Raw genomic sequence first — 18,098 nt, 5'->3', positions numbered from 1 at the left:
GAGACCTAACGCCGAATGATATCTGTCTGTTACGTCGTCTCGACGCTCGAACGGAGCGGCCCGACGAACCAACTATTCGATACCGTCTCGCGTCTCGACCGTGACAGATTCGCCCCCTCAGTGCTGACCCTCTCGCCCGAACCGGACGACTCGCTCCGCCCGAAGTTCCGGGACCTCGGCGTCGATGTCTCGTCGCTCGGCTTGTCTCGTCTCGATGGCTTTCTCCGAGGACGGTCGGCGATTCGTTCGTTCGTGGCCGACCGCGACCCGGACGTGGTTCACTCTCACGGCGTCCGCGCGGACTTCCTCTCGGCCACCCAGTTGGCCGGGTACGAGCGCGTCTCGACCATCCACAACTACCCCTACGACGACTATCCGCGGCTCTACGGCCGCTTGAAGGGGATTCCAATCGCGTGGCTCCACTGTTACTCGTTGCGCCGACTCGACCACCCCGTCGCCTGTTCGCCGACGGTCGAACGCCAGATGGCGACCCACGGCGTGGCGGCCGACTGCATCCCGAACGGGGTCGATGCGGAACGCTACTCGCCGCCGAGTCGAGAGCGTGTCGCCGAGGCCCGCCGGTCGCTCGACTTGCCGCCCGACGAAACGGTGTTCGTCTCGGTCGGCGCGTTCATCGAGCGCAAGGACCCCGAAACCGTGATTCGGGGGTTCTCGGAGAGCGGTCTCGGCGACTCGGCGACACTCGTGATGGTCAGCGACGGCCCGCTGTTCGACCGATGCCGTGACCTCGCCCGCAGAGACGAGTCGATTCGACTCCCCGGTCGCGTCGAGGAGGTCGGCCCCTACCTCGACGCCGCCGACTGCTTCGTGTCGGCGTCGCACGCCGAGGGGTTGCCGCTGGCGGTCCTCGAAGCACTTTCGACTGGACTCCCCGTCTGCCTGTCGGACATCGGCCCCCACCACGACCTCCTCGATGTTCGGTCCGGGGCTGGCGTCACCTTCGAACCGGGGTCGCCGAGCGCGCTGGCGACTGCTATCGAGTCCATCGACGACGCCGACCGCGATGCGATGGCGACGGCCGCGCGGGAGACGGTGACCGAAGAACTGAGTGCCGGGCGGATGGCCGAACGATACCAGCGTCTCTACGAGCGAGTCGCCGAGTCCCGGAGTAGCGTCGAGTAAATCCAGCCCCGAACCCGCGTCGGGACGAGGCGAATCGGTGCGCGAACGAGGAGGTTGGCCACCATCCGCGGTCGGGTTATCAGTCCTATCCGCCGGAGTTCACGCTGGAGTTCGGCCTCTTTGCGGACGTAATCGAGTCCTCCTCGGCGGTCGTAGAGGTCGTCGCCGCCGTGGGCGTGGACCAGCACCGCGTCGAGGTTCGTCAGGGTCGCACCGTTCGCCAGCATCCGCGCCCAGAGGTCGTAGTCCTCCACGGTGTTGGTGTCTCGGTAGTTGCCCGCGGCGACGACCGCCTCTCGCCGGAACATCACTGTCGGGTGATTGATGGGGTTTCGCGTCCGTGCCGTGGTCCGAACGTCGTCGACCGTCGTCGGGACTCGCCGGACCCGCTCGGGGTCGTCGGGGTCGGTCTCGAACTCGGCGACGTGGCCACCGACCGCATCCACCTCGGGGCGTCGTTCGAGGTATTCGACCTGTCGCTCGAATCGGGTCTCGACCGCTCGGTCGTCGGCGTCCATCCGGGCTATCAGGTCGTGGGAACACTCGGTGACGCCGACGCGGAGGGCCTCTCCGAGCGTCTCCCCGCGGTCTAAGGCGACGGTCTCGACCTGTTCGGGGTGGGACTGCTCGTATCGCTCGACGACCGCGAGGAGTTCTGGCGTCGTCGTCCCGTCGAGGACCACCAGTACCTCGTCCGGCGGGAGCGTCTGGTCGAGAACCGAGTCCAACGCCGCATCGAGTTCGGTCGGCACGTCTCCAGCGTAGACCGACAACAGCACTGAGAAGGGTGGCGGAGACATGAGGTATCCGAGATACCTGATAGAAACCTGTACGGGTGAATTAATGCTTCGGTACGAGTTACGCCCCGCGGTCTCCGAAAACGACCTCGCTTCCGTCTTTGAGAACGTCCCAAACCTGTCGCAGGACTATCTTCACGTCGAACCAGAACGACTGACTCCGGACGTATTCGACGTCGTACCGAAGTTTCTCCTCGGGTTGCTTGCCAGTCGCGCCGTGTATCTGGGCCAACCCGGTCAGTCCCGGCTTGATGAACCACCGCTTTCGCCACTCCACGACGCCGGTCCGGATGTCCGCGTCGAGTTCGGGCCGTTCCGGACGCGGGCCGACCACGCTCATATCGCCGACGAGAATCGACCAGAGTTGCGGAACTTCGTCTAAGTGGGTCTGGCGGAGGAACTTCCCGACACGAGTGATTCGCGGGTCCACGCCACCGGCGTCCTCGTCGCTGATAGTCGCGCCGGTCTCGGCCTCTGCGTCGGTCACCATGCTCCGGAACTTGTACACCTCGAACGTCTCGCCGAACTCCGCGGTCCGCTCCTGACTGTAGAAGACGGGACCGGGACTATCGAGTTTGATTGCGATAGCGATGACTGCGAGGAAGGGGGCGAACGCGAATAGCCCAGTCGCCGCGAACACCACGTCGAAGATTCGCTTGAACACGTAGTCCTGCCAGTCCCACGGTTCGAGTTCGATGTCCACTATCTCCTCGCTCGTGGCCGACGCGGCGGTCAACACGTTGTCGGTGTGGTCCCGGTGGACTTTCGCGTCCACGCCGTGTTCGTAGCAGGCGTCGAGCGCACCGAAGAACTCCGCTCGGTCGGGTTGAGCGAACGCCAGTACCGCGGTGTCGATGTCGTACTCCACGAGGACCTCGTCGAGGCGTGAGAGGCCCCCGAGGCAGTCGAGGTCGTTCGTTATCGAGTTGCCGCTCCCGTCGGCGACCGCCGGAGGAGCGACCTGTCGGTCCTGTTCGGAGTAGTACGGACTCGGTGGCGAGACGTAGCCGAGAACCGGGACGTCGGTCGCGTCGAGTACGTCCCGAATCTCGTCGGGGTCGTCGCCGATGATGACGGCCCGCTCTCTTCGGCCGGGTCGGTATCCGATGGCGACGAACCATATCGGGAAGACCACCAGCAGGCCGGCCACCGTCAACGCGAGCGTCGAGCGCGGAAGCGGATACGTGTAGTCGAAGTAGCCGACGGTCGCCATCGCAAACCCGGCGACGACGACCCGCTTCTGTGTGAGGAGAATCGTATCGAGGATGCGCCGGGGTCGGGGTTTGAACAGCGGAAGGAGGCTTCCGACGATGACGAGGGAACTCGTCGCCGTGGCGAGGAGCAACTGGTCGCCGGTCAACACGACGGCGGGAAGCCGTCGGAAGACGGGCACGACGGTCGTCAGCCATTGTGCTCCGGGGTGGTTTGCGACCACCACGGCAGTGACCGCTCCCAGAAGCGTGCCGACGATGCTCACGGCGCGGTACCAGTGTCCGGAGACCATCACGCTATCGAGCGCATGGAGTCCGCTTAAAAGCTATGAACTATCTTTCCCGTTCCGATTGCTGACACGTTTCAGTCGTCGGAGTCGCCCCCGAAAGCCGACGGCTCAGACGAGGACTATCCGACGGTGACGTTTCCGCCGTTCTCGACCTGACTCTCGGTGACGTTCACCGTCCGACTGCCGACCGAGTACGTGCCCGGATACGGAACCGTCACCGAGAAGTTGCCGTTCGGTCCGGCCTCGACTGCGCGCCGGTAATCGAACGACGCACCCTCGATTTCGACCGATTTCGAAACCGTCAGCGTCTGGTTTGCCGAGGCCGTACCGGTGATGTTTGCGCCGGGCACGAGTTCGAACACCTTCGCCGACCCATCGGGGCTAGCGTACACCGCTCGGTAGTGGCCCGCCCCGCTCGCACCGTTCGGCCCGGCACTGCCGAAGCGTTTGTGGAACCGGGCGTAGTTCGTCTTCGGCGGTGCCTTTCGGGGCAGGTCGAGGTTTTTCGTGACGACGAACCCGACCTTGGAGTGTAGTTGCCGGTAGTCTTCTGCGGGCTTGGGCGACCTGAGGAACTTCTCGTAGTGTTTCTCGGCAAATCTGTAACCCTTGGATTCGCCGCTCACGAAGTAGTTGTACATCCGGTTTCGGCCCCACTTGCTCAGCACGTAGTTCTGGGGATACTCCATTCCGCGGTCCTCGGCGTACGCGTCTATCCACGTCGCAGTCTCGAACTTGTCGTTTGCTATCTTCACCTGCTCGTGTCGGACCGCGGTCTGGACCGCACCCGCGCTACTCACGAACAACAACAGGATGACGAGCGCCGTAATCGCCCCTTTGTCGGGCATCGTGAGCGAGGGCACTCGGGACTTTCCGGACGGACGTGAGGTCTCCTCGCGGTCGAACGTCGGGGGTGCGGTTATGTCGAGTTTCGCAGAGACGACGACGAACCCGTATCCCGCCAGCACCGCGAGGAAGGGTGCCAGTTCCCCGACGAACCGACGCTGGAACGTCGCCAATACGAGGAAGTACCAGCCGTAAGTACAGACGACGAGCCACGCCCGGTGGTCGCGGTGGTAGGCCCGCCAACTCGCCAGCACGAACATCGGGAGCGCCAGAAGCCACGCGAACCCGGTCCCGAATATCGGGCCGAGGACGACGCCACTCGGTCCGCCGGCGAACAGGGATTTCGTTTCCGCCGGCCCGGAGTTGAATAGGAGCGTGCCGAGACGCTGATTCAGTCTCGCACCGTAGGACGGAAGGACCGTCTGGAGTGTCACTATCCCGACGAGCGCCCCCGCGACTTCTGCGCCACCGAGGACGAACGCGGGCATCTCGACTCGGCGAACGGCCTCTGAGACGAGCGACACGCCCAACACGCCGAACAGGAGCAACGCCGGGGAGTACGTCACCACGTCGGTGTGCCAGCCGAATCCGGTGTGAGCGAGGTGGGCCAACACCGAGGCCAGCGCCAGTCCGGCGAGTATCGGCACGTTGCTCACCAGCGACGACCGGTCTGCCCGCACGTCCGTGGCGGCCCGAACTGCCACGTAGACGCCGAGCGCGCCGATGAGGAGCGGTCCGGCATTCCACGCCATCACCTGTCCTGCCACCGCGAGGCCCAGCGCGCCGACTGCGAACCACGTCCGCGTCGTTCGGAGGTCCTCGCGGTCAACGTCGGCCAGTGCGACCAGCGACAGGGCAGTTAGCGCGAGCCACGGATAGTCGAACGCGTGGTGGTCGGCGAACCCGAGACCGGTCCGGAAGGCGAAGGCCGGAACCACCGCCAGAAACACGACCGAGGTCAGTCCGACGCGCCGGTCGCCCGTCACTCGGACCGCCATCACGTACACCAACAGACTGACGACGAGCGCGGACACGACGGGATACCACGCCAGCACCCATCCGGCGGCGTCGGCCCCGCCGAACAGGTTCGTGAGCCACCAGAGGGTGGCGACCATCAACGGTTCGCCCTTGGCAACCGGTCCCGGCAGACCGGACAGGACGCTGAGGTCGAAGACGCCCGTCGCGTTCACCGCGAGTTGTTCGACCCAGTAGCGGTAGTAGTAGGGGTCGTTCGACGGGAGGACGACGTACTCGCCGCGGAACACGCTCGGGAAGATGTAGGTCCGCATTACGACGACGAACGCCAGTGCGGCCCCGAGTCCGCCAGCGTCGGTTCGTGACACGTCGGGGAGCGAGAGGGAGGGCAGGGTCGGCCCGCTGTCGGAGTCGTCGTCGGTCGTCGCTTCGGCCTCACCGTCAAGGCTCGCCCTGACCGCGCTCGGGTCGGCGACTTCGTACTCGCCGCCGTCCTTCGCAACGATGTCCCGCGAGACGAGTTCGCCGAAGCTTCCCGAATCGAGCGGAACCTCGTCGAAGGTCCACCCGTCTGCGCGCTCGTCGATTGCGAGGACTTCGCGGAGGTCGGATTCGAGGTCCGGCTTCTCCGCCAGAAGGTCGTCGGTCGCCTCGCGTACACTACTCATGCTCGGCGAATGTCGTGATGAGGGTATAAACTCTGCGAACACTTGGTAGGGTCCGGCCGCTCCGACCCGGACGCGGCCCGGACCGTGCGAACACTCCAGCGACCGAGAGACGAGACCGCTCTACGGGTGGCGCTCACCCGACACCGACTGGCCGACACGACCGCCGGTTTTCCACCGATAGTTTGATAGTTGAGCACCCGCCCGTTCTGAATAATGCAATCCACGACACGACAGGACACCTCGGAATCTCTCCTCGGTTCGCTGGTCGGCGACGACTGTAGTTGGTGTAGCGCCGGCACGCTGGCCCGCGAGGAGTTCAAGGGCGACGACGCGGTGGTCTGCGACGAGTGCGGGACGCCCGGCGCGCGAGTCTGGTAAGCCGAATCGCCACGGCGTCGGTCAGAACAGCGCTTCCAGTTCGTCGTCGTCGTCGTGAACAAGGCTCTCCAGATTGTCGTCGCTCTCCTCGCGGATGTCGTCGATGTTGTCCTGCGTCTCGACCGCGACCTCCTGAAGCGCCTTGATTCGGGGCACGTCGGTCACGCCCGACAGAAGCGTGACGGCCCCGACGTGGTCGGTGTCGCCGACGGGGTAGTCGCCGCCCCGGACCTCCATGCTGGCGGTCTCGTTTTCTAGCCACTTCCGGCCTCGCTCGATGCCCTTCCGGTTGAGGTGGTCTTGGGGACCGCTGACGACCACCAGCGACCGGTCGGTGCTTCGGACCTCGCAGGGCAGGGTGAGTCGCCCGAGCGCGGCCTTTCGGACGAGACTGGTGATTCTGTTCGTGGTCTCGGTCGCGTCGAGGTCGTCGTCGGAGAAGCGTCCGAGGAGGCCGCCCGCACTTTCGGTCTGGACCGTCTCGGTGGCGTACCCGACCGTCGAGACGCCGCCGCAGGCGAGGGTGTTGATGATTTCGCTCGAATCCACGACGCTCTCGGCCACGTTGTCGCCCTCCCGGACCTCGCCCGCCGAGAACAGGATGCCGAACCGGCGGACGATTTCCTCGTTGATGCGGTCGTAGCCGCCCTGAACCGACTCGCCGGTCTCGCGCCACGCGCCGTTGTCGAACACCAATAGGTTGTCCACCTCGTCCACGAAGGTCTTGAACGACCGGGCGGCGTTGAGGGTGTAGATGCCGCCTTCGTCCTCGGCGGGCAGGATGCCAAGCCCATAGACGGGTTCGGTGTAGATGCGCTTGAGGTGATTTGCGAGGACCGGCGCGCCGCCCGACCCCGTGCCGCCGCCCATCCCCGCGACGACGAGGAAGGCGTCGATTTCGTGGACCGCCACTTGGTCGATTGCCCCCTGAATCTCGTCGATGTCCTCCTCGGCGATGTCCGCGCCGAGTTCGTTGTCCGCGCCCACCCCGTGGCCCTTCACGCGGGCCTGTCCGATGAGGACGCGGTTCTCCTCGGGAACGTTGTCGAGTCCCGCGAGGTCCGCCTTCGCGGTGTTGACCGCAATCGCCGACCGGACCACCCCGCTTCCGGTCCGGCGGTCGTACTCCACGAACTTGTCCACTATCTTTCCACCTGCCTGCCCGAAGCCTATCATTGCGAGCTTCATGTTTAGTGTCCCTAACGCCGATGTCCGCGAGTTACCCGGCGACTGACCGCGAATTGTGCCGGGCTTATCGGCTGTACTCCCACAGGACACCCTTCGTACCCATAGTTATACAGCGGCATACGGGGCTTCAGGCAGAGCCTCAGTCGGTCGCGCGGTCGATTCAGGCGGTGTTTATCGGGGATGGCGACCGTCGCGCTCCGCATTCTGTCGGAGCGATAGCGACAGTTCCCTGTCCGTCGATTTCCGGCCCGTAGGACCTCGTTACGCCCCGGTGGTGTCGGCGACCGCCCCGTCTCCTCGCGGGGTTCCGACGCGCGTATTATCCCCGGCCGACAACGCCGAAGTATGCGCCAGTTCATCGTCCTCGGTCACGACGCGCCCACGACGCCCGACTTCTCGCTCGACGACCTCGCGGGCGGCGCGGGTCGCCTCGACGTGTTGTGTCGGTGCGTCAACTCCGCCTTTTTCCTCTCGCACGACATTCGGGAAGACGTGCGTGTTCATCTCGTCCTCGGCGACGAGGTGACGATTCGGTTCGAAGGCTCCGAACTCCGACGCCTCAACCCCGACGAGCGAAGCACGGCGGCGCTGATTCGGGGCGCGCTGGAGGCCAAAGACGAGGCCATCGGCCACATGGAGGCCGAGGGGTCGCCGGGCGTCTACCTCTCGAAGCGCGGCTTCGAACCGGTCCTAGAGGAGACCACCCGCGAGGGCACCGTGGTCCAACTCCACGAGGAGGGCGACCCGATTGTGGACGTTGAACCGCCCGAGAATCCGGTGTTCGTCCTCTCGGACCACCACGACTTCGAGGCCGAGGAGGCGGAGATGCTCGGCGAGGCCGCCGACCAGCGAGTTCGGCTTGGTCCGGAACTCCTCCACGCCGACCACGCGATTACGGTCGCGCACAACTATCTGGACACCGAAGGGTTCACGTCGTACTGAATGTGATTCGTCTGATTTGGCGGAACACGCGTAACTGATGACCCGACTTCCAACTCGCTTTCTGACCTAATTACTCGGCGCGCGCTGGCGTCTTGCCGAACGGAGTGAGGCAAGGCCCGTGGGAGCTTGCCTCCCACGGCGCGGGTTCATCTCGCGCCATTTCGTGCGAGGTCGTCGGGAGCGGAGTCGTTCGAAAATCGAAGATTTTCGGGCTGTGGCGAATCGCTGATTCGCAACAGCACGGAAGACGCGGTTTGTCTTCCGGCGGCCGAGGCTGGCGAGACGCCTGTGGCGTCTCGCTGATCTGCGAACGTGGTTCGCAGAGACCGCAATCGGTTGGAGGGGATGTGGCCCGCGGTTGCGGTGCGATTGCGGTGACGCCTCGGCTTTGGGAGTAGCTAGCTTCGTCTTCAGAACTACGGTAACGGACGCAGTTCGCCGACCGAAAACAGCAAGAAGCTAGCTTCAGGCGTGAGCAACGCCGTCTCCCGCACAGCACCGTACTGCTACTGCGAACCTCACACCTCCCCAACCTCCTCGGTCACACCGGAAGACGTCGCTTCGCTCGTCTTCCGAGCCCTGCTTCGCTACGCTCAGCAGGACTCCGCTCCCTCGTCCCTCGCGCGCCAAGATTTAACCATTTTCCGAGCGACAAATCACTCCACTGTCTTCCGAACGACACCCTCACGGTCCCCGAATCCCACCACCGAGTATGAGAGTCAGCGTCATCGGCGGCAGTACCGTCACCGACGAGCAAGCCGAAACCGCCGAAGCCGTCGGGAAACTGTTGGCCCAGCGAGGACACGCCGTCGTCTGCGGCGGCCTCGGTGGTGTGATGGAGGCCACCTGCCGCGGCGCGAGCGAGGCCGGCGGCCGGACCATCGGCATCTTGCCCGGCGAGGACCGCACTGCGGCCAACCCCTACGTGGACACCGCAATCGCCACCGGACTGGGCCACGCCCGCAACCCGCTGGTGGTGATGAACGGCGATGCCGTCATCGCAATCGACGGCGGCGTCGGCACCCTCTCGGAACTCGGCTTCGCCGGAGTGTTCGAGCGACCGACCGCGGGCCTCGGGACCCACGACGCGCCGGGCGTGGAACCCGTCGCGTCGGCCAACGAGGCGGTCGAGTTCGTGGAGTCGGCGGTGTCCGAGCGTGAAAGTGCGGTGGCAGGAGAAATTTAGAGTTGCATATAAGAATTGTAAATGTGTTCTAAACATATGTGATTAATTGTTTGCTAGCGCCTGATCGACCAACCGGGGCTTCAAGCAGTGTTTACACCCCATCTCAGTTGCTATCGAATTCGACTTGCGATAACTCTCAAGAAGATTCACGCCCTATGTTTCGCAATGCCACTTTCCGAGGCCCAATGGGAGCAAGCCGAACCAGACGACAACGTTATCGCGCTGGTCTATAGCTTCCTCGAAAACGAGAAGCCGACCGCCTACTCCATCGAGGAGATATTCACCCACGCCGAGGCCAACGTCCAGCGCGAGTCGGACTCGACGTGGGAGGACGTGGGCGCGCTCCTCGGCGAGGCGTCCGCCGAGGACCAGTACCGGTGGGCGTTCGAGTATCTGGTCCACGCCGGGGAACTCGAAAAGCGGGTCCTCTACGACGGCGGCGAGAAGGTCGAGTACTACCGCGCGACGTAGCCCTCCGGCGGTCGGCCGAATCCGGAAGGATTAAACTTCGGACGCCCTTTGTTTCGATTGCGGGCCGGTGGGGTAGCTTGGTATCCTTCGGCCTTCGGGTGGCCGTAACCGCGATTCGAATTCGCGCCGGCCCACTTCTCCCGCATTCGTTTCGACTGACGAGCGCCGCGTAGCGTGTGCGAGAGTTTTATTTGGGTCAGAAATCGTACCACAGAACGTCAACCCTGACTGGCGGGGAGGCTGATTTCTCTCCCTACAATCGAACCTGCGGTGACAGGGTTGACGCGGACGGCCAAGGGCCTCGCTACGAAAGTAGCGGGAGTCAGCGCCGCGCAACATCCTTCGGCATCGAAAATCACGAGCGCCGCGTAGTCGTTGTAGTCCTCCAGACACATGGCTTTCATTGGACAACCGAAGCGCGACTGCTTCATCTGTAACTGAACACGCCCAACTGGGTGGCCGAACGCTTATACTTCTCATTCCATAAGTACGACTATAATGGCTATTTCGTCCCGGAACGGTGTCCCACACAACGGCGAAATCCGACTCTGGCCCGAGGACGAGTGGTGGATTGCGAGAGACATCGACACGGGTGTCACGTCTCAAGGGCAGTCCCGGCAGGCCGCACTGGATAACCTCGACGAGGCCGTCGCGCTCCACGACGACGAAATCGGGCGCGAACCGACCGACGAGGAGCCTCGTGAGATGGGCATCGACCGTTACGCATAGCCACGAGAAATCCGACGCACGCTATCATTTGGTCACAACCCTCTTGCGGACGCGCCCCGTCTTCGAAACGTCATGCACGTACTCGTAGCCGGTTCGCACGGACAGGTCGGCCAGCACGTCACCCGACTGCTGGCCGAGAGCGACCACGAGGTCAGGGGGATGGTCCGCGACGACGACCAACAATCGGACATCGAGGCCCTCGGGGCCGAACCGGTCGTCGCCGATTTGACCGACGACGTGACCCACGCCGTCGAAGGGGCCGACGCTATCGTGTTCGCCGCGGGGTCCGGCGGCGGCGACGTGTGGGGCGTGGACCGCGACGGTGCAATCAACATCATCGAGGAGGCCGAACAACAGGACGCGGACCGGTTCGTCATGCTGAGTTCCATCAACGCCGACTCGCCCGACGAGAGTCCCGAGGAACTCCGGGAGTACCTCGAAGCGAAGGCCGAGGCCGACGAACACCTCCGCGAGAGCGACCTCACGTACACCATCGTCCGACCGGGGGCGCTGACCGACGACGAGGGGACCGGTCGGATTCGGACCGGCGCGGACCTCGACAGGAAGGACGCCGAGATTCCACGCGAGGACGTGGCCGAAACCCTCGTCACCGCGCTCCCGATGGAGAGTACCCACGGCCACACCTTCGAGGTCCTTTCGGGCGACGACCCGATAGCCGAGGCGCTGGAGAATCCCCGCAGACAGCCATAAGCGCGCCGAAATATCAGCATTCGGTGAGAAACCGCGGCGAACAACGTTTTATAGCTCCGGTGGAACCGATGCACAACGACCAATGGACGCCGGGGACCGCGACGACGAGTTCGAACCCGCAGAGCCGATAGCCGCCCCTGCCGATTCGGCCGCCACCCGAAATTCGCCCCCGAGAACCGACGACGACCGACTCTGGATTCCCCTCGACACCATCGCGGTCCTGAACTGGCTCGGCGACGCGGGCGTCGATGGCGTCGAGGCCCGACTCGGCAGGGTGCTGGCCGACGACCCGACGGTCGAAACCGAGCAGGTCCGCATCGACCACGCCGAGTCCGAGGGCGTCCTCTCGCGGTTCGGCCCTGAGGACCGGGCCGGGGCGCGGGTTCCGCTCCGGAAACCCTTCGCCGGGACCCTCCTCGTCCTGTTTCCCGTCAAGAGCGCCAACGCGGCGGCGTCGCTGATGCTCGAACGCGCGGTGGACGACGCCGCGTCGGTGGTCTCGACCGAGATGGGCCGGGACGCGCTGACCGAACTCTGCAACATGATGGCAAACGGGTTCGTGGACGAGTGGGCCACCGCGTTCGACACGCCGTTCGACACCGGCGCGCCCGTCGCGGTCCAGAACCCCGAGATGACCCTGCTTCACCGCATCTTCTCGGCCTCGGAAATCGGTCTCTACCTCACCGCGCGCCTCCGCATCGAGGAGTACGACATCGACGCGACAATCTTCGCGTTCCCGAGCGAAGCCGAGTTCGTGACCAGACTCTCGCGGGTCGGCACCGAGGTCATCGACCGGTAGTCCGCCGACTTCGCCGACCTCGCGCTCCGAGAGAGAGAGGGTCCGCGACCTACTCCCAGAGCGTCACGCACGGCAGGTCCGGGTGGTCGAGTCGCAGGAGGGTGTAGCCGATGCCGGCCTCGCCCTTGAACAGGGAGGGGTTGTGCCAGTTGTCGGTCTGCTTCGGGACCGTGAACCGCCCCGTCTCCGAACGCAGTGCCCGCCGAACCGTCGCGCTCGCCAGTTCTCTGGCGGCGTCACGGTACCGGGGGTCGTCCAGTACGCGCCCGGCCTCCAGCAAGAAGTCCACGCGCGAGGCGTTCCCGCAACAGAGGTGGTCGAACTCCTCGACCCCGCCGAAGTCGGTCCCGGCGAGCGCGCGCTCCGCGCCCGTCGAAATTTCGTTACTTTCTAACACATCGCACATCCCGACCCGAGACAGTCCGATTCCGGACCGCCCCCAGCACCAACTGGTCGGCGAGGAGGGCAGGTCGGGGTTGTCGTTCAGCCAGTTCTGGGCGTCCGACGAGTAGGCGGCGTCCTCGTACTCGACTGCTTCGAGCGCGGCCGACCGGAATCTGTCCTCGCCGGTCGCGTCGGCGAGTCTGGCCAGCGCGTAGGCGATGCCTGCGGTACCATGGGCCATTCCGATTGCTGGCCGGTCGTCGGTCACGCGCCAGACGCGCGCGCCATCGACCTCGATTCGGTCGGCGAGGAGTTGCTCGCCCGCTGAAACTGCCTTCCGGAGCGCGGCGTCGTCGCCGGTCCGGTCGTGGAGCGCGAGGAGCGCCAGCACCGCGCCGGCGTTTCCGCTCATCACGTCGGCGTGGGGGTCGGCAGAGAATCGCTCGGGCGTCAGGCACTCGGCGCTCCGGCGAGCTGTGTCGGTGAACTCCTCGGCGTCGAGCAGTTCGCCGAGGACCGCGAACCCGTAGACGAACGACCCGACGCCGGTGCCCGCGCCGACCTCGCGGTCCGCCAGCAGGCCCTCGCCGACCGCCTCGGCGACCGGCGAGGCCACGCGCTCGGCGAACTCGCGGTAGGTTTCGGGGTCCTCGCCGGGGCCGGTCTCCTCGCTGTCTCCGGCCGCCTCGTCCGCTGTCGCTGTGAGCGCGCCGCAGAAGACGGCGATGCCGAGACGCCCCCGGTAGAAGTCGTCGCCGACGTTCGAGAGCGCGACTCCCTCGCCCGTCCCGTCGCACTGGAACCACGTCGGCGTCCCGTCTCTCGCGCGCGCAGACAACTTTAATATACGGTCGAAGATGGCTCTGGAGGCCTCTCGGCGGTCCGGGTCCTTCGACGCGCCCGCGGTGCCCGATTCGGAGTCGTCCGAGGAGGTCGGCGCGTCGTCCGGCGTCTCCGCGCCGTACGCCAGTCTCAGGAGGTCGAGTTGCGCGCCGAGGTCCGACTCGGAGAGGGATTCGATTCGCCGGCGCACCTGTTTGAGAGGACTCGCGTCGAAGGCGTCGGCCACCGGGTCGCCGTCGTGGCGCAGGGTCGTCTCGTCGGCCCGGACTGAGAACCGGGGCACGTCGGCCCGCCAGAGCGCCTCTCGCTCGGCCTCGTAGGCGGGCCAGAGGTCCCGGTCCACCTCGCCGGTTGCGAAGGGTCTGGCGAGTCGTTCCATCTTGCATCCCAACGCCCGGCCCGACCGGAGGAACTTGGGCGTCGTGAGCGGCGTGAGAACCGTCCCGTAGGTTTGGGTCGGTCGGTAGACGAATCGGACTTCCGCGTCGGCGAACGCGGCGAGCGGGCCGGTGTCTGCGAGGAGGTCGCCCCGATTGTCCAGCAACGCGCGGTAGGTCTCCCGGAACCCCTCGGCGAGGTCGTCGGCGTGGTCGCGGGGACCGATGCGCTCGCCGTCGAGTTCGGGAAGGCTCTCGCCCGAGAAGGTCACGCGCTCGTCGTACTCCAGTTCCATCACGTCGGTGTTGATGCGCTCGAAGGTCGGAACCTGCACGCCGGTCTGCTCGGCCGAGGCCGCGTCGAGACCCGCGGCGTTCTGCACGTCGCTGTTCGGCGAGTCCTCGGGGAGCATGTCAGTTCGCAGGAGGGAGTTCTGGCGCACCGCGGGCAGTTCGCTGGCCGGGGGCGTCGCCGACGCCGGCAGGTCGGGGTGGAGCAGAGTCTCCAAATCGACCACGACCGGATACTCGCCCTCGGCGACGAGGTTTTCGATGTGACCGTCGGTGAAGTTGAGCGCGTAGAGCAGACAGAGGAGCGCCCCGGCCCGGCGATAGTATCGGGAAACCGCCGTCTCGGTCCGGCAGGGTTCGGCGTCGGCCCACGCCATCCACCCGTAGTCCTCTCGGGGGAGGCAGTCGAGGGCGTCGAGGTCGATTTCGGTCCGGTCGTTTAGCCACGCGACGAACTCGGCGAATCGGGCCTCGGGGCGCACGTCGCGGGGCTTGTAGGCGAGTTCGAGGCCCGAGTCGAATGTGAGGTGGAAGACGACCCGGCCGCCCTGATGGGGGTCGCCGCGGTGGTCGAGGTCCGCGACTCGTCCGAGCGATTCGCTGGCGTCCGGGTCCGCTCCCGCCCCGAAGGTCTCGGCCAGCGCGTCCCGGTCGGCCCGGAGGCGCGCGCAGAACTCCTCGACGGCGGCGACCCACTGGTCAGTCAGAGTTACGACCATTCGGGCGAGGGTGGCGTACTCCTCGAACAGCGACCGGAGTTCGCCCTCGTGCATCTCGGCGACGAACCGGTCGTAGTACTGCCGGGGCGAGTCGGGCATCGCGGGGTCGTCGGCCAGCGCCAGTTCCCGGTCGTGGTCCGCGAGGAAGGTCTTGAACTCGATAAAGAGCGCGTGGGCCGAGAGTCGGGAGAGTCTGTCGAGCAACCAGCGTTCGAGTTGCGACCGAGCGCGTTCCGAGAGGAGGTCGGCCGAGGATTCCCAGTCCACCCGGTCGGACGCGAACCCGACGAACCGACCGAGGAGGTGGACGAACGGCACGTCGTCGGCGTCGTCTTCGATTTCCTCTGCCAACCGCGGCGGGTCGGCAGGATTGCGGGCCTCGACGTACTCGATGAGGTCGGCCAGTCGGTCGGTCCAGTCGGCCGAGGACGCCCCCTCGGGGAGCGCCCTGCTGTGGAGTCGTTTACGGCACTCCTCGGGCGAGAGACCCGCGATGCCGAGGCGGCGCTCGAACGCCGAGGAGTCGTCGGTCACGTGGTCTCGCCACTGGGCAATCCACTCGTCGGCGTCGTCTTTGAGGAGTTCCGCGTCGTCGGTCGGCGTGTCGAGGCGTTCGCGGAGGGTCCTCGCTCGGGCGGCGATACGTCTGGTGGCGTCGGTACTCTGGGGCATGTGAATCAGAATTGACGGAAATCGTCGCTTCACGTCTCGAAACGTTCGACGAGGACGCACTGCGCCCGTCGAGGGAAAAGCTGTTCAGTAGTTGCAACCATACCACGTCGGCGGAATCTCCTCGGCCTTCTGTACGTCGGGGGAGTCGTGGGAGTACTGTGCTTCGAACTGCGCCTTGGTATTGTCGTTTGCGGACATTACGCATGCAACTAATTCTCAGTGTCGTATAAGCTTTTCTACTGAATTCTGAAAGTAAGATGAAACAGCCTGCGCTACGATTAGAAGCAGAGTCGAACGCCGAAATACGTCTATAAGTCGTTACTGCCGAACGAATCGCCGACGAGACTGAAGCCGTGAGTCACGTCACGAACGTCGTCGGATGACACGTCACACTCGGCGTCGATGACGCCGAGGGTAGCGCGCTGTGGCCGAACCGCGTCGATGAGCAGTCGTCAACGAGAACGCGTCTCGCTCGAAACGTCGGTCCTCAGTAGCCGCAACCTTGGAGCGTCGGCGGAATCTTGTCGGCGGTCTGCACGTCGGGGGAGTCGCGGGAGTACTGTGCTTCGAACTGCGCCTTGGTATTGTCGTTTGCGGACATTGCACATGCAACTGCATACCACGCCTACATATAATTTTCTATAGTTGGATTAAATTATCAATTAGTAGGCTTGATATAGATTAGGTGGGGAAAGTACACTGAGTCGGATTCGCGTAAAAAGAGCGTCAGTCAGTAGTTGCAGTTGTGCAGGCGTCGGCGGAATCTCCTTGGCGGTCTGTACGTCGGGGGAGTCGCGGGCGTATTCGGTCTCGAACTGAGCCTTCGTGGTATTGTCATTCGTTGGCGTTTCACACCTAACCCATTCCTCCGTTAATCAGCGTGTTTCGAGCGGTTCGATGAGAAGGGCCGGCAGTCGTTGCCTCGGAACGGTCGCGTCGGCAGGAAAATAAGCGCGCGTTGGTTCAAACGCTACCGCGGTAGTGAAAACCGCTACGTCTTTCAGTAGTCGTTACAGCCGTACGTCGGCGGAATCTCGTCGGCAGTCTGCACGTCGGGGGAGTCTCGGGAGTACTGTGCTTCGAACTGCGCCTTGGTGCTGTCGTTTGCGGACATTGCACATGCAAATGGTTGCCATACACAAATATGCCTTTCTACAAATAAATTATATAATAATAAAGCATAAGAGTAATAATTTTTCTAACTATCTCGTAGATTCGAGGCGGGTCGGATTCGCACCCTGCGCGTTCGACGCGGGCCACTGCTTGCGCATCGAGAAAATGGGAGAGTACGAGTCGGGTCGCACGGGACTGTGCTGGCGAACCGGTGGGTGCCGACTTCGGACCGTGACCCCGATACACTGACGTCCGCCTGACGACGCATTCGGCGACAGAGACTACGCTATAATTCCTTCAGAATTGAAAACAATTCCTTCAAACAGGAATATTTATGTAGGGTTCTTCGTCCCACGTCGTAACCGCGGTACTCCGACCAACTACGCTAACTCGTCGAGGAACCGCCCGAAGACCTCGGCCTCGACTTCGCGGAGTTCCACCTCGTCGTCGGGACCGACGCCCGATTTGAGGTCCTCGGGGTCGGTATCGGTCTCGCCCTCCGAGAGGCGTTCGAAGAGCGCCTCGGCGGCGTCCGAGAGCTTCGGCCGGTAGTCCGCGACGAACTCCAGCATCTCGTCGGTGTCCACGTCCCGGTCGTTGAGTTCGGCGTAGGCGGCGTAACCGACCCCCGCCGCGAGGACGACCCGGAACTGGCCGACCTGCTCGCGCACCACGTCTCTGCGCTCCCACGTCGCTTCCAGCAGGTCCGCGCCGCTCTCGTCCTCGCCGCCGAGGAGTCGGTTGAGCGCGAACCCGTAGAGGCGTCCGGCGCTGTCCTCGCTGTGAATCTGGTCGGCGTACTGGTGGATGAGTCGCTCGCGGCGCTGGTCGGACACCTCGCCCGGTTCGGCCTTGCCCAGAATCATCAGCGCGTGGCCCCACCACTGGGAGAGTTCGTCGTCCTGCTCCTCGTCGTCGAGGACTTCCAGCATCGGTTCGAGTGCGTCGAGCGCACCCTTGGCGTTCTCCCGGCGAGCGTAGAGTTCGACCACGCGCTCGTACTGGCTTTTGGCTACCTCGGGATTGCCGTTCTTCCGGGCGACCTTCGCCATCCGAAGGCCGAGTTCGACCGACCGGTCGCTGTCGCCCAGCCGACCGCGGACCTTGATTGCCCGGTCGTAGTAATCGAGGGCGTCGTCGTAGTTTCTACTGTCCTTGGCGCTCTCGGCGCGCTTCTCGTAGTACACCGCTTGTGCCCGCCGCTTCCACGGGAGCAACTCCTCGACGTACTCGCCGAGCCACCGGTCGATTCGGCTCGTGTTCCCCGTGACGCTGTTCGTTCCCATGTGTGACCAACTCACGTGGAGTTTTATAAATCTCTCCATCGGGGAATTTAACGTCGCAGTCGCGCTGAACAGACCGTCG

14 protein-coding genes and 1 tRNA gene are annotated in these 18,098 nt (G+C 64.6%); 9 read left to right on the top strand and 6 right to left on the bottom strand.

Annotated features, from left to right (window positions below; translation table 11 throughout):
* Positions 1–15 precede the first annotated feature (15 nt).
* The gene (locus P2T57_RS09810) at positions 16–1,143 is read left to right on the top strand and encodes a glycosyltransferase family 4 protein (RefSeq protein ID WP_276299019.1); all 1,128 of its coding nucleotides are present in this window, start codon (positions 16–18) and stop codon (positions 1,141–1,143) included.
* Here the strand turns inward: P2T57_RS09810 and P2T57_RS09805 are convergent.
* The 3 genes from P2T57_RS09805 to P2T57_RS09795 all read right to left on the bottom strand — a co-directional run bounded on the left by P2T57_RS09805 (position 1,104) and on the right by P2T57_RS09795 (position 5,930).
* Entirely contained in the window at positions 1,104–1,943 is an 840-nt protein-coding gene (locus P2T57_RS09805; RefSeq protein ID WP_276299018.1) for a glycosyltransferase, read from the bottom strand. The genes P2T57_RS09810 and P2T57_RS09805 overlap by 40 nt on opposite strands.
* 58 nt (positions 1,944–2,001) lie before the next feature.
* Complete coding sequence (locus P2T57_RS09800) at positions 2,002–3,444, bottom strand: sugar transferase (protein WP_276299017.1); 1,443 nt, start codon at positions 3,442–3,444, stop codon at positions 2,002–2,004.
* A 116-nt stretch (positions 3,445–3,560) separates the two neighbouring features.
* On the bottom strand, positions 3,561–5,930 hold the full coding sequence (locus tag P2T57_RS09795) for an STT3 domain-containing protein (protein WP_276299016.1): 2,370 nt from the start codon (positions 5,928–5,930) through the stop codon (positions 3,561–3,563).
* A 213-nt stretch (positions 5,931–6,143) separates the two neighbouring features.
* Here P2T57_RS09795 and P2T57_RS09790 point away from each other — a divergent pair, with 213 nt between their 5' ends.
* A complete protein-coding gene (locus P2T57_RS09790) occupies positions 6,144–6,308 on the top strand; it encodes an HVO_A0556 family zinc finger protein (RefSeq protein WP_276299015.1) in 165 nt (54 codons plus the stop codon).
* Positions 6,309–6,329: 21 nt separating this feature from the next.
* On the opposite strand, the gene P2T57_RS09785 is transcribed toward P2T57_RS09790, so the two are convergent.
* Positions 6,330–7,496, bottom strand: a complete 1,167-nt coding sequence (locus P2T57_RS09785; RefSeq protein WP_276299014.1) for a tubulin/FtsZ family protein — start codon at positions 7,494–7,496, stop codon at positions 6,330–6,332.
* A gap of 345 nt (positions 7,497–7,841) precedes the next feature.
* Between P2T57_RS09785 and trmY the strand changes: the two genes are divergently transcribed.
* The 7 genes from trmY to P2T57_RS09750 all read left to right on the top strand — a co-directional run bounded on the left by trmY (position 7,842) and on the right by P2T57_RS09750 (position 12,334).
* The gene (gene trmY / locus P2T57_RS09780; RefSeq protein ID WP_276299013.1) at positions 7,842–8,438 is read left to right on the top strand and encodes a tRNA (pseudouridine(54)-N(1))-methyltransferase TrmY; all 597 of its coding nucleotides are present in this window, start codon (positions 7,842–7,844) and stop codon (positions 8,436–8,438) included.
* A 712-nt stretch (positions 8,439–9,150) separates the two neighbouring features.
* Positions 9,151–9,624, top strand: coding sequence for a TIGR00725 family protein (locus tag P2T57_RS09775; RefSeq protein WP_276299012.1), 474 nt, complete (start codon positions 9,151–9,153; stop codon positions 9,622–9,624).
* A 165-nt stretch (positions 9,625–9,789) separates the two neighbouring features.
* The gene (locus P2T57_RS09770) at positions 9,790–10,095 is read left to right on the top strand and encodes a hypothetical protein (RefSeq protein ID WP_276299011.1); all 306 of its coding nucleotides are present in this window, start codon (positions 9,790–9,792) and stop codon (positions 10,093–10,095) included.
* 61 nt (positions 10,096–10,156) lie between these two features.
* Positions 10,157–10,229: transfer RNA gene (locus P2T57_RS09765), tRNA-Pro, on the top strand.
* Between the two features lie 364 nt (positions 10,230–10,593).
* Entirely contained in the window at positions 10,594–10,824 is a 231-nt protein-coding gene (locus tag P2T57_RS09760) for a type II toxin-antitoxin system HicB family antitoxin (RefSeq protein WP_276299010.1), read from the top strand.
* A gap of 72 nt (positions 10,825–10,896) precedes the next feature.
* Positions 10,897–11,535, top strand: coding sequence for an SDR family oxidoreductase (locus tag P2T57_RS09755; protein ID WP_276299009.1), 639 nt, complete (start codon positions 10,897–10,899; stop codon positions 11,533–11,535).
* 82 nt (positions 11,536–11,617) lie between these two features.
* Entirely contained in the window at positions 11,618–12,334 is a 717-nt protein-coding gene (locus tag P2T57_RS09750; RefSeq protein WP_276299008.1) for a chemotaxis protein CheC, read from the top strand.
* 49 nt (positions 12,335–12,383) lie between these two features.
* Here P2T57_RS09750 and P2T57_RS09745 read toward each other — a convergent pair whose 3' ends face one another.
* Together P2T57_RS09745 and P2T57_RS09740 are read right to left on the bottom strand one after the other, a co-directional pair.
* Positions 12,384–15,620, bottom strand: a complete 3,237-nt coding sequence (locus P2T57_RS09745) for a type 2 lanthipeptide synthetase LanM family protein (protein WP_276299007.1) — start codon at positions 15,618–15,620, stop codon at positions 12,384–12,386.
* A 1,493-nt stretch (positions 15,621–17,113) separates the two neighbouring features.
* Positions 17,114–18,019 carry a tetratricopeptide repeat protein gene (locus P2T57_RS09740; protein WP_276299006.1) on the bottom strand — a complete coding sequence of 302 codons (906 nt, stop codon included), beginning with the start codon at positions 18,017–18,019 and terminating at the stop codon, positions 17,114–17,116.
* Positions 18,020–18,098: the final 79 nt, after the last annotated feature.

The organism is Halorussus lipolyticus (genome assembly GCF_029338375.1).
Classification (GTDB): domain Archaea; phylum Halobacteriota; class Halobacteria; order Halobacteriales; family Haladaptataceae; genus Halorussus; species Halorussus lipolyticus.
The sequence above is the reverse complement of the archived record's forward strand: the minus strand, read 5'-3'. Positions and strand labels throughout refer to the sequence as shown.

What these genes read in the sequence shown, in the direction of transcription:
- P2T57_RS09810 (WP_276299019.1), top strand. Translation starts at nt 16, where the DNA reads ATGATATCTGTCTGTTACGTCGTCTCGACGCTCGAACGGAGCGGCCCG.
- P2T57_RS09805 (WP_276299018.1), bottom strand. Translation starts at nt 1,943, where the DNA reads ATGTCTCCGCCACCCTTCTCAGTGCTGTTGTCGGTCTACGCTGGAGAC.
- P2T57_RS09800 (WP_276299017.1), bottom strand. Translation starts at nt 3,444, where the DNA reads ATGGTCTCCGGACACTGGTACCGCGCCGTGAGCATCGTCGGCACGCTT.
- P2T57_RS09795 (WP_276299016.1), bottom strand. Translation starts at nt 5,930, where the DNA reads ATGAGTAGTGTACGCGAGGCGACCGACGACCTTCTGGCGGAGAAGCCG.
- P2T57_RS09790 (WP_276299015.1), top strand. Translation starts at nt 6,144, where the DNA reads ATGCAATCCACGACACGACAGGACACCTCGGAATCTCTCCTCGGTTCG.
- P2T57_RS09785 (WP_276299014.1), bottom strand. Translation starts at nt 7,496, where the DNA reads ATGAAGCTCGCAATGATAGGCTTCGGGCAGGCAGGTGGAAAGATAGTG.
- trmY (WP_276299013.1), top strand. Translation starts at nt 7,842, where the DNA reads ATGCGCCAGTTCATCGTCCTCGGTCACGACGCGCCCACGACGCCCGAC.
- P2T57_RS09775 (WP_276299012.1), top strand. Translation starts at nt 9,151, where the DNA reads ATGAGAGTCAGCGTCATCGGCGGCAGTACCGTCACCGACGAGCAAGCC.
- P2T57_RS09770 (WP_276299011.1), top strand. Translation starts at nt 9,790, where the DNA reads ATGCCACTTTCCGAGGCCCAATGGGAGCAAGCCGAACCAGACGACAAC.
- P2T57_RS09760 (WP_276299010.1), top strand. Translation starts at nt 10,594, where the DNA reads ATGGCTATTTCGTCCCGGAACGGTGTCCCACACAACGGCGAAATCCGA.
- P2T57_RS09755 (WP_276299009.1), top strand. Translation starts at nt 10,897, where the DNA reads ATGCACGTACTCGTAGCCGGTTCGCACGGACAGGTCGGCCAGCACGTC.
- P2T57_RS09750 (WP_276299008.1), top strand. Translation starts at nt 11,618, where the DNA reads ATGGACGCCGGGGACCGCGACGACGAGTTCGAACCCGCAGAGCCGATA.
- P2T57_RS09745 (WP_276299007.1), bottom strand. Translation starts at nt 15,620, where the DNA reads ATGCCCCAGAGTACCGACGCCACCAGACGTATCGCCGCCCGAGCGAGG.
- P2T57_RS09740 (WP_276299006.1), bottom strand. Translation starts at nt 18,019, where the DNA reads ATGGGAACGAACAGCGTCACGGGGAACACGAGCCGAATCGACCGGTGG.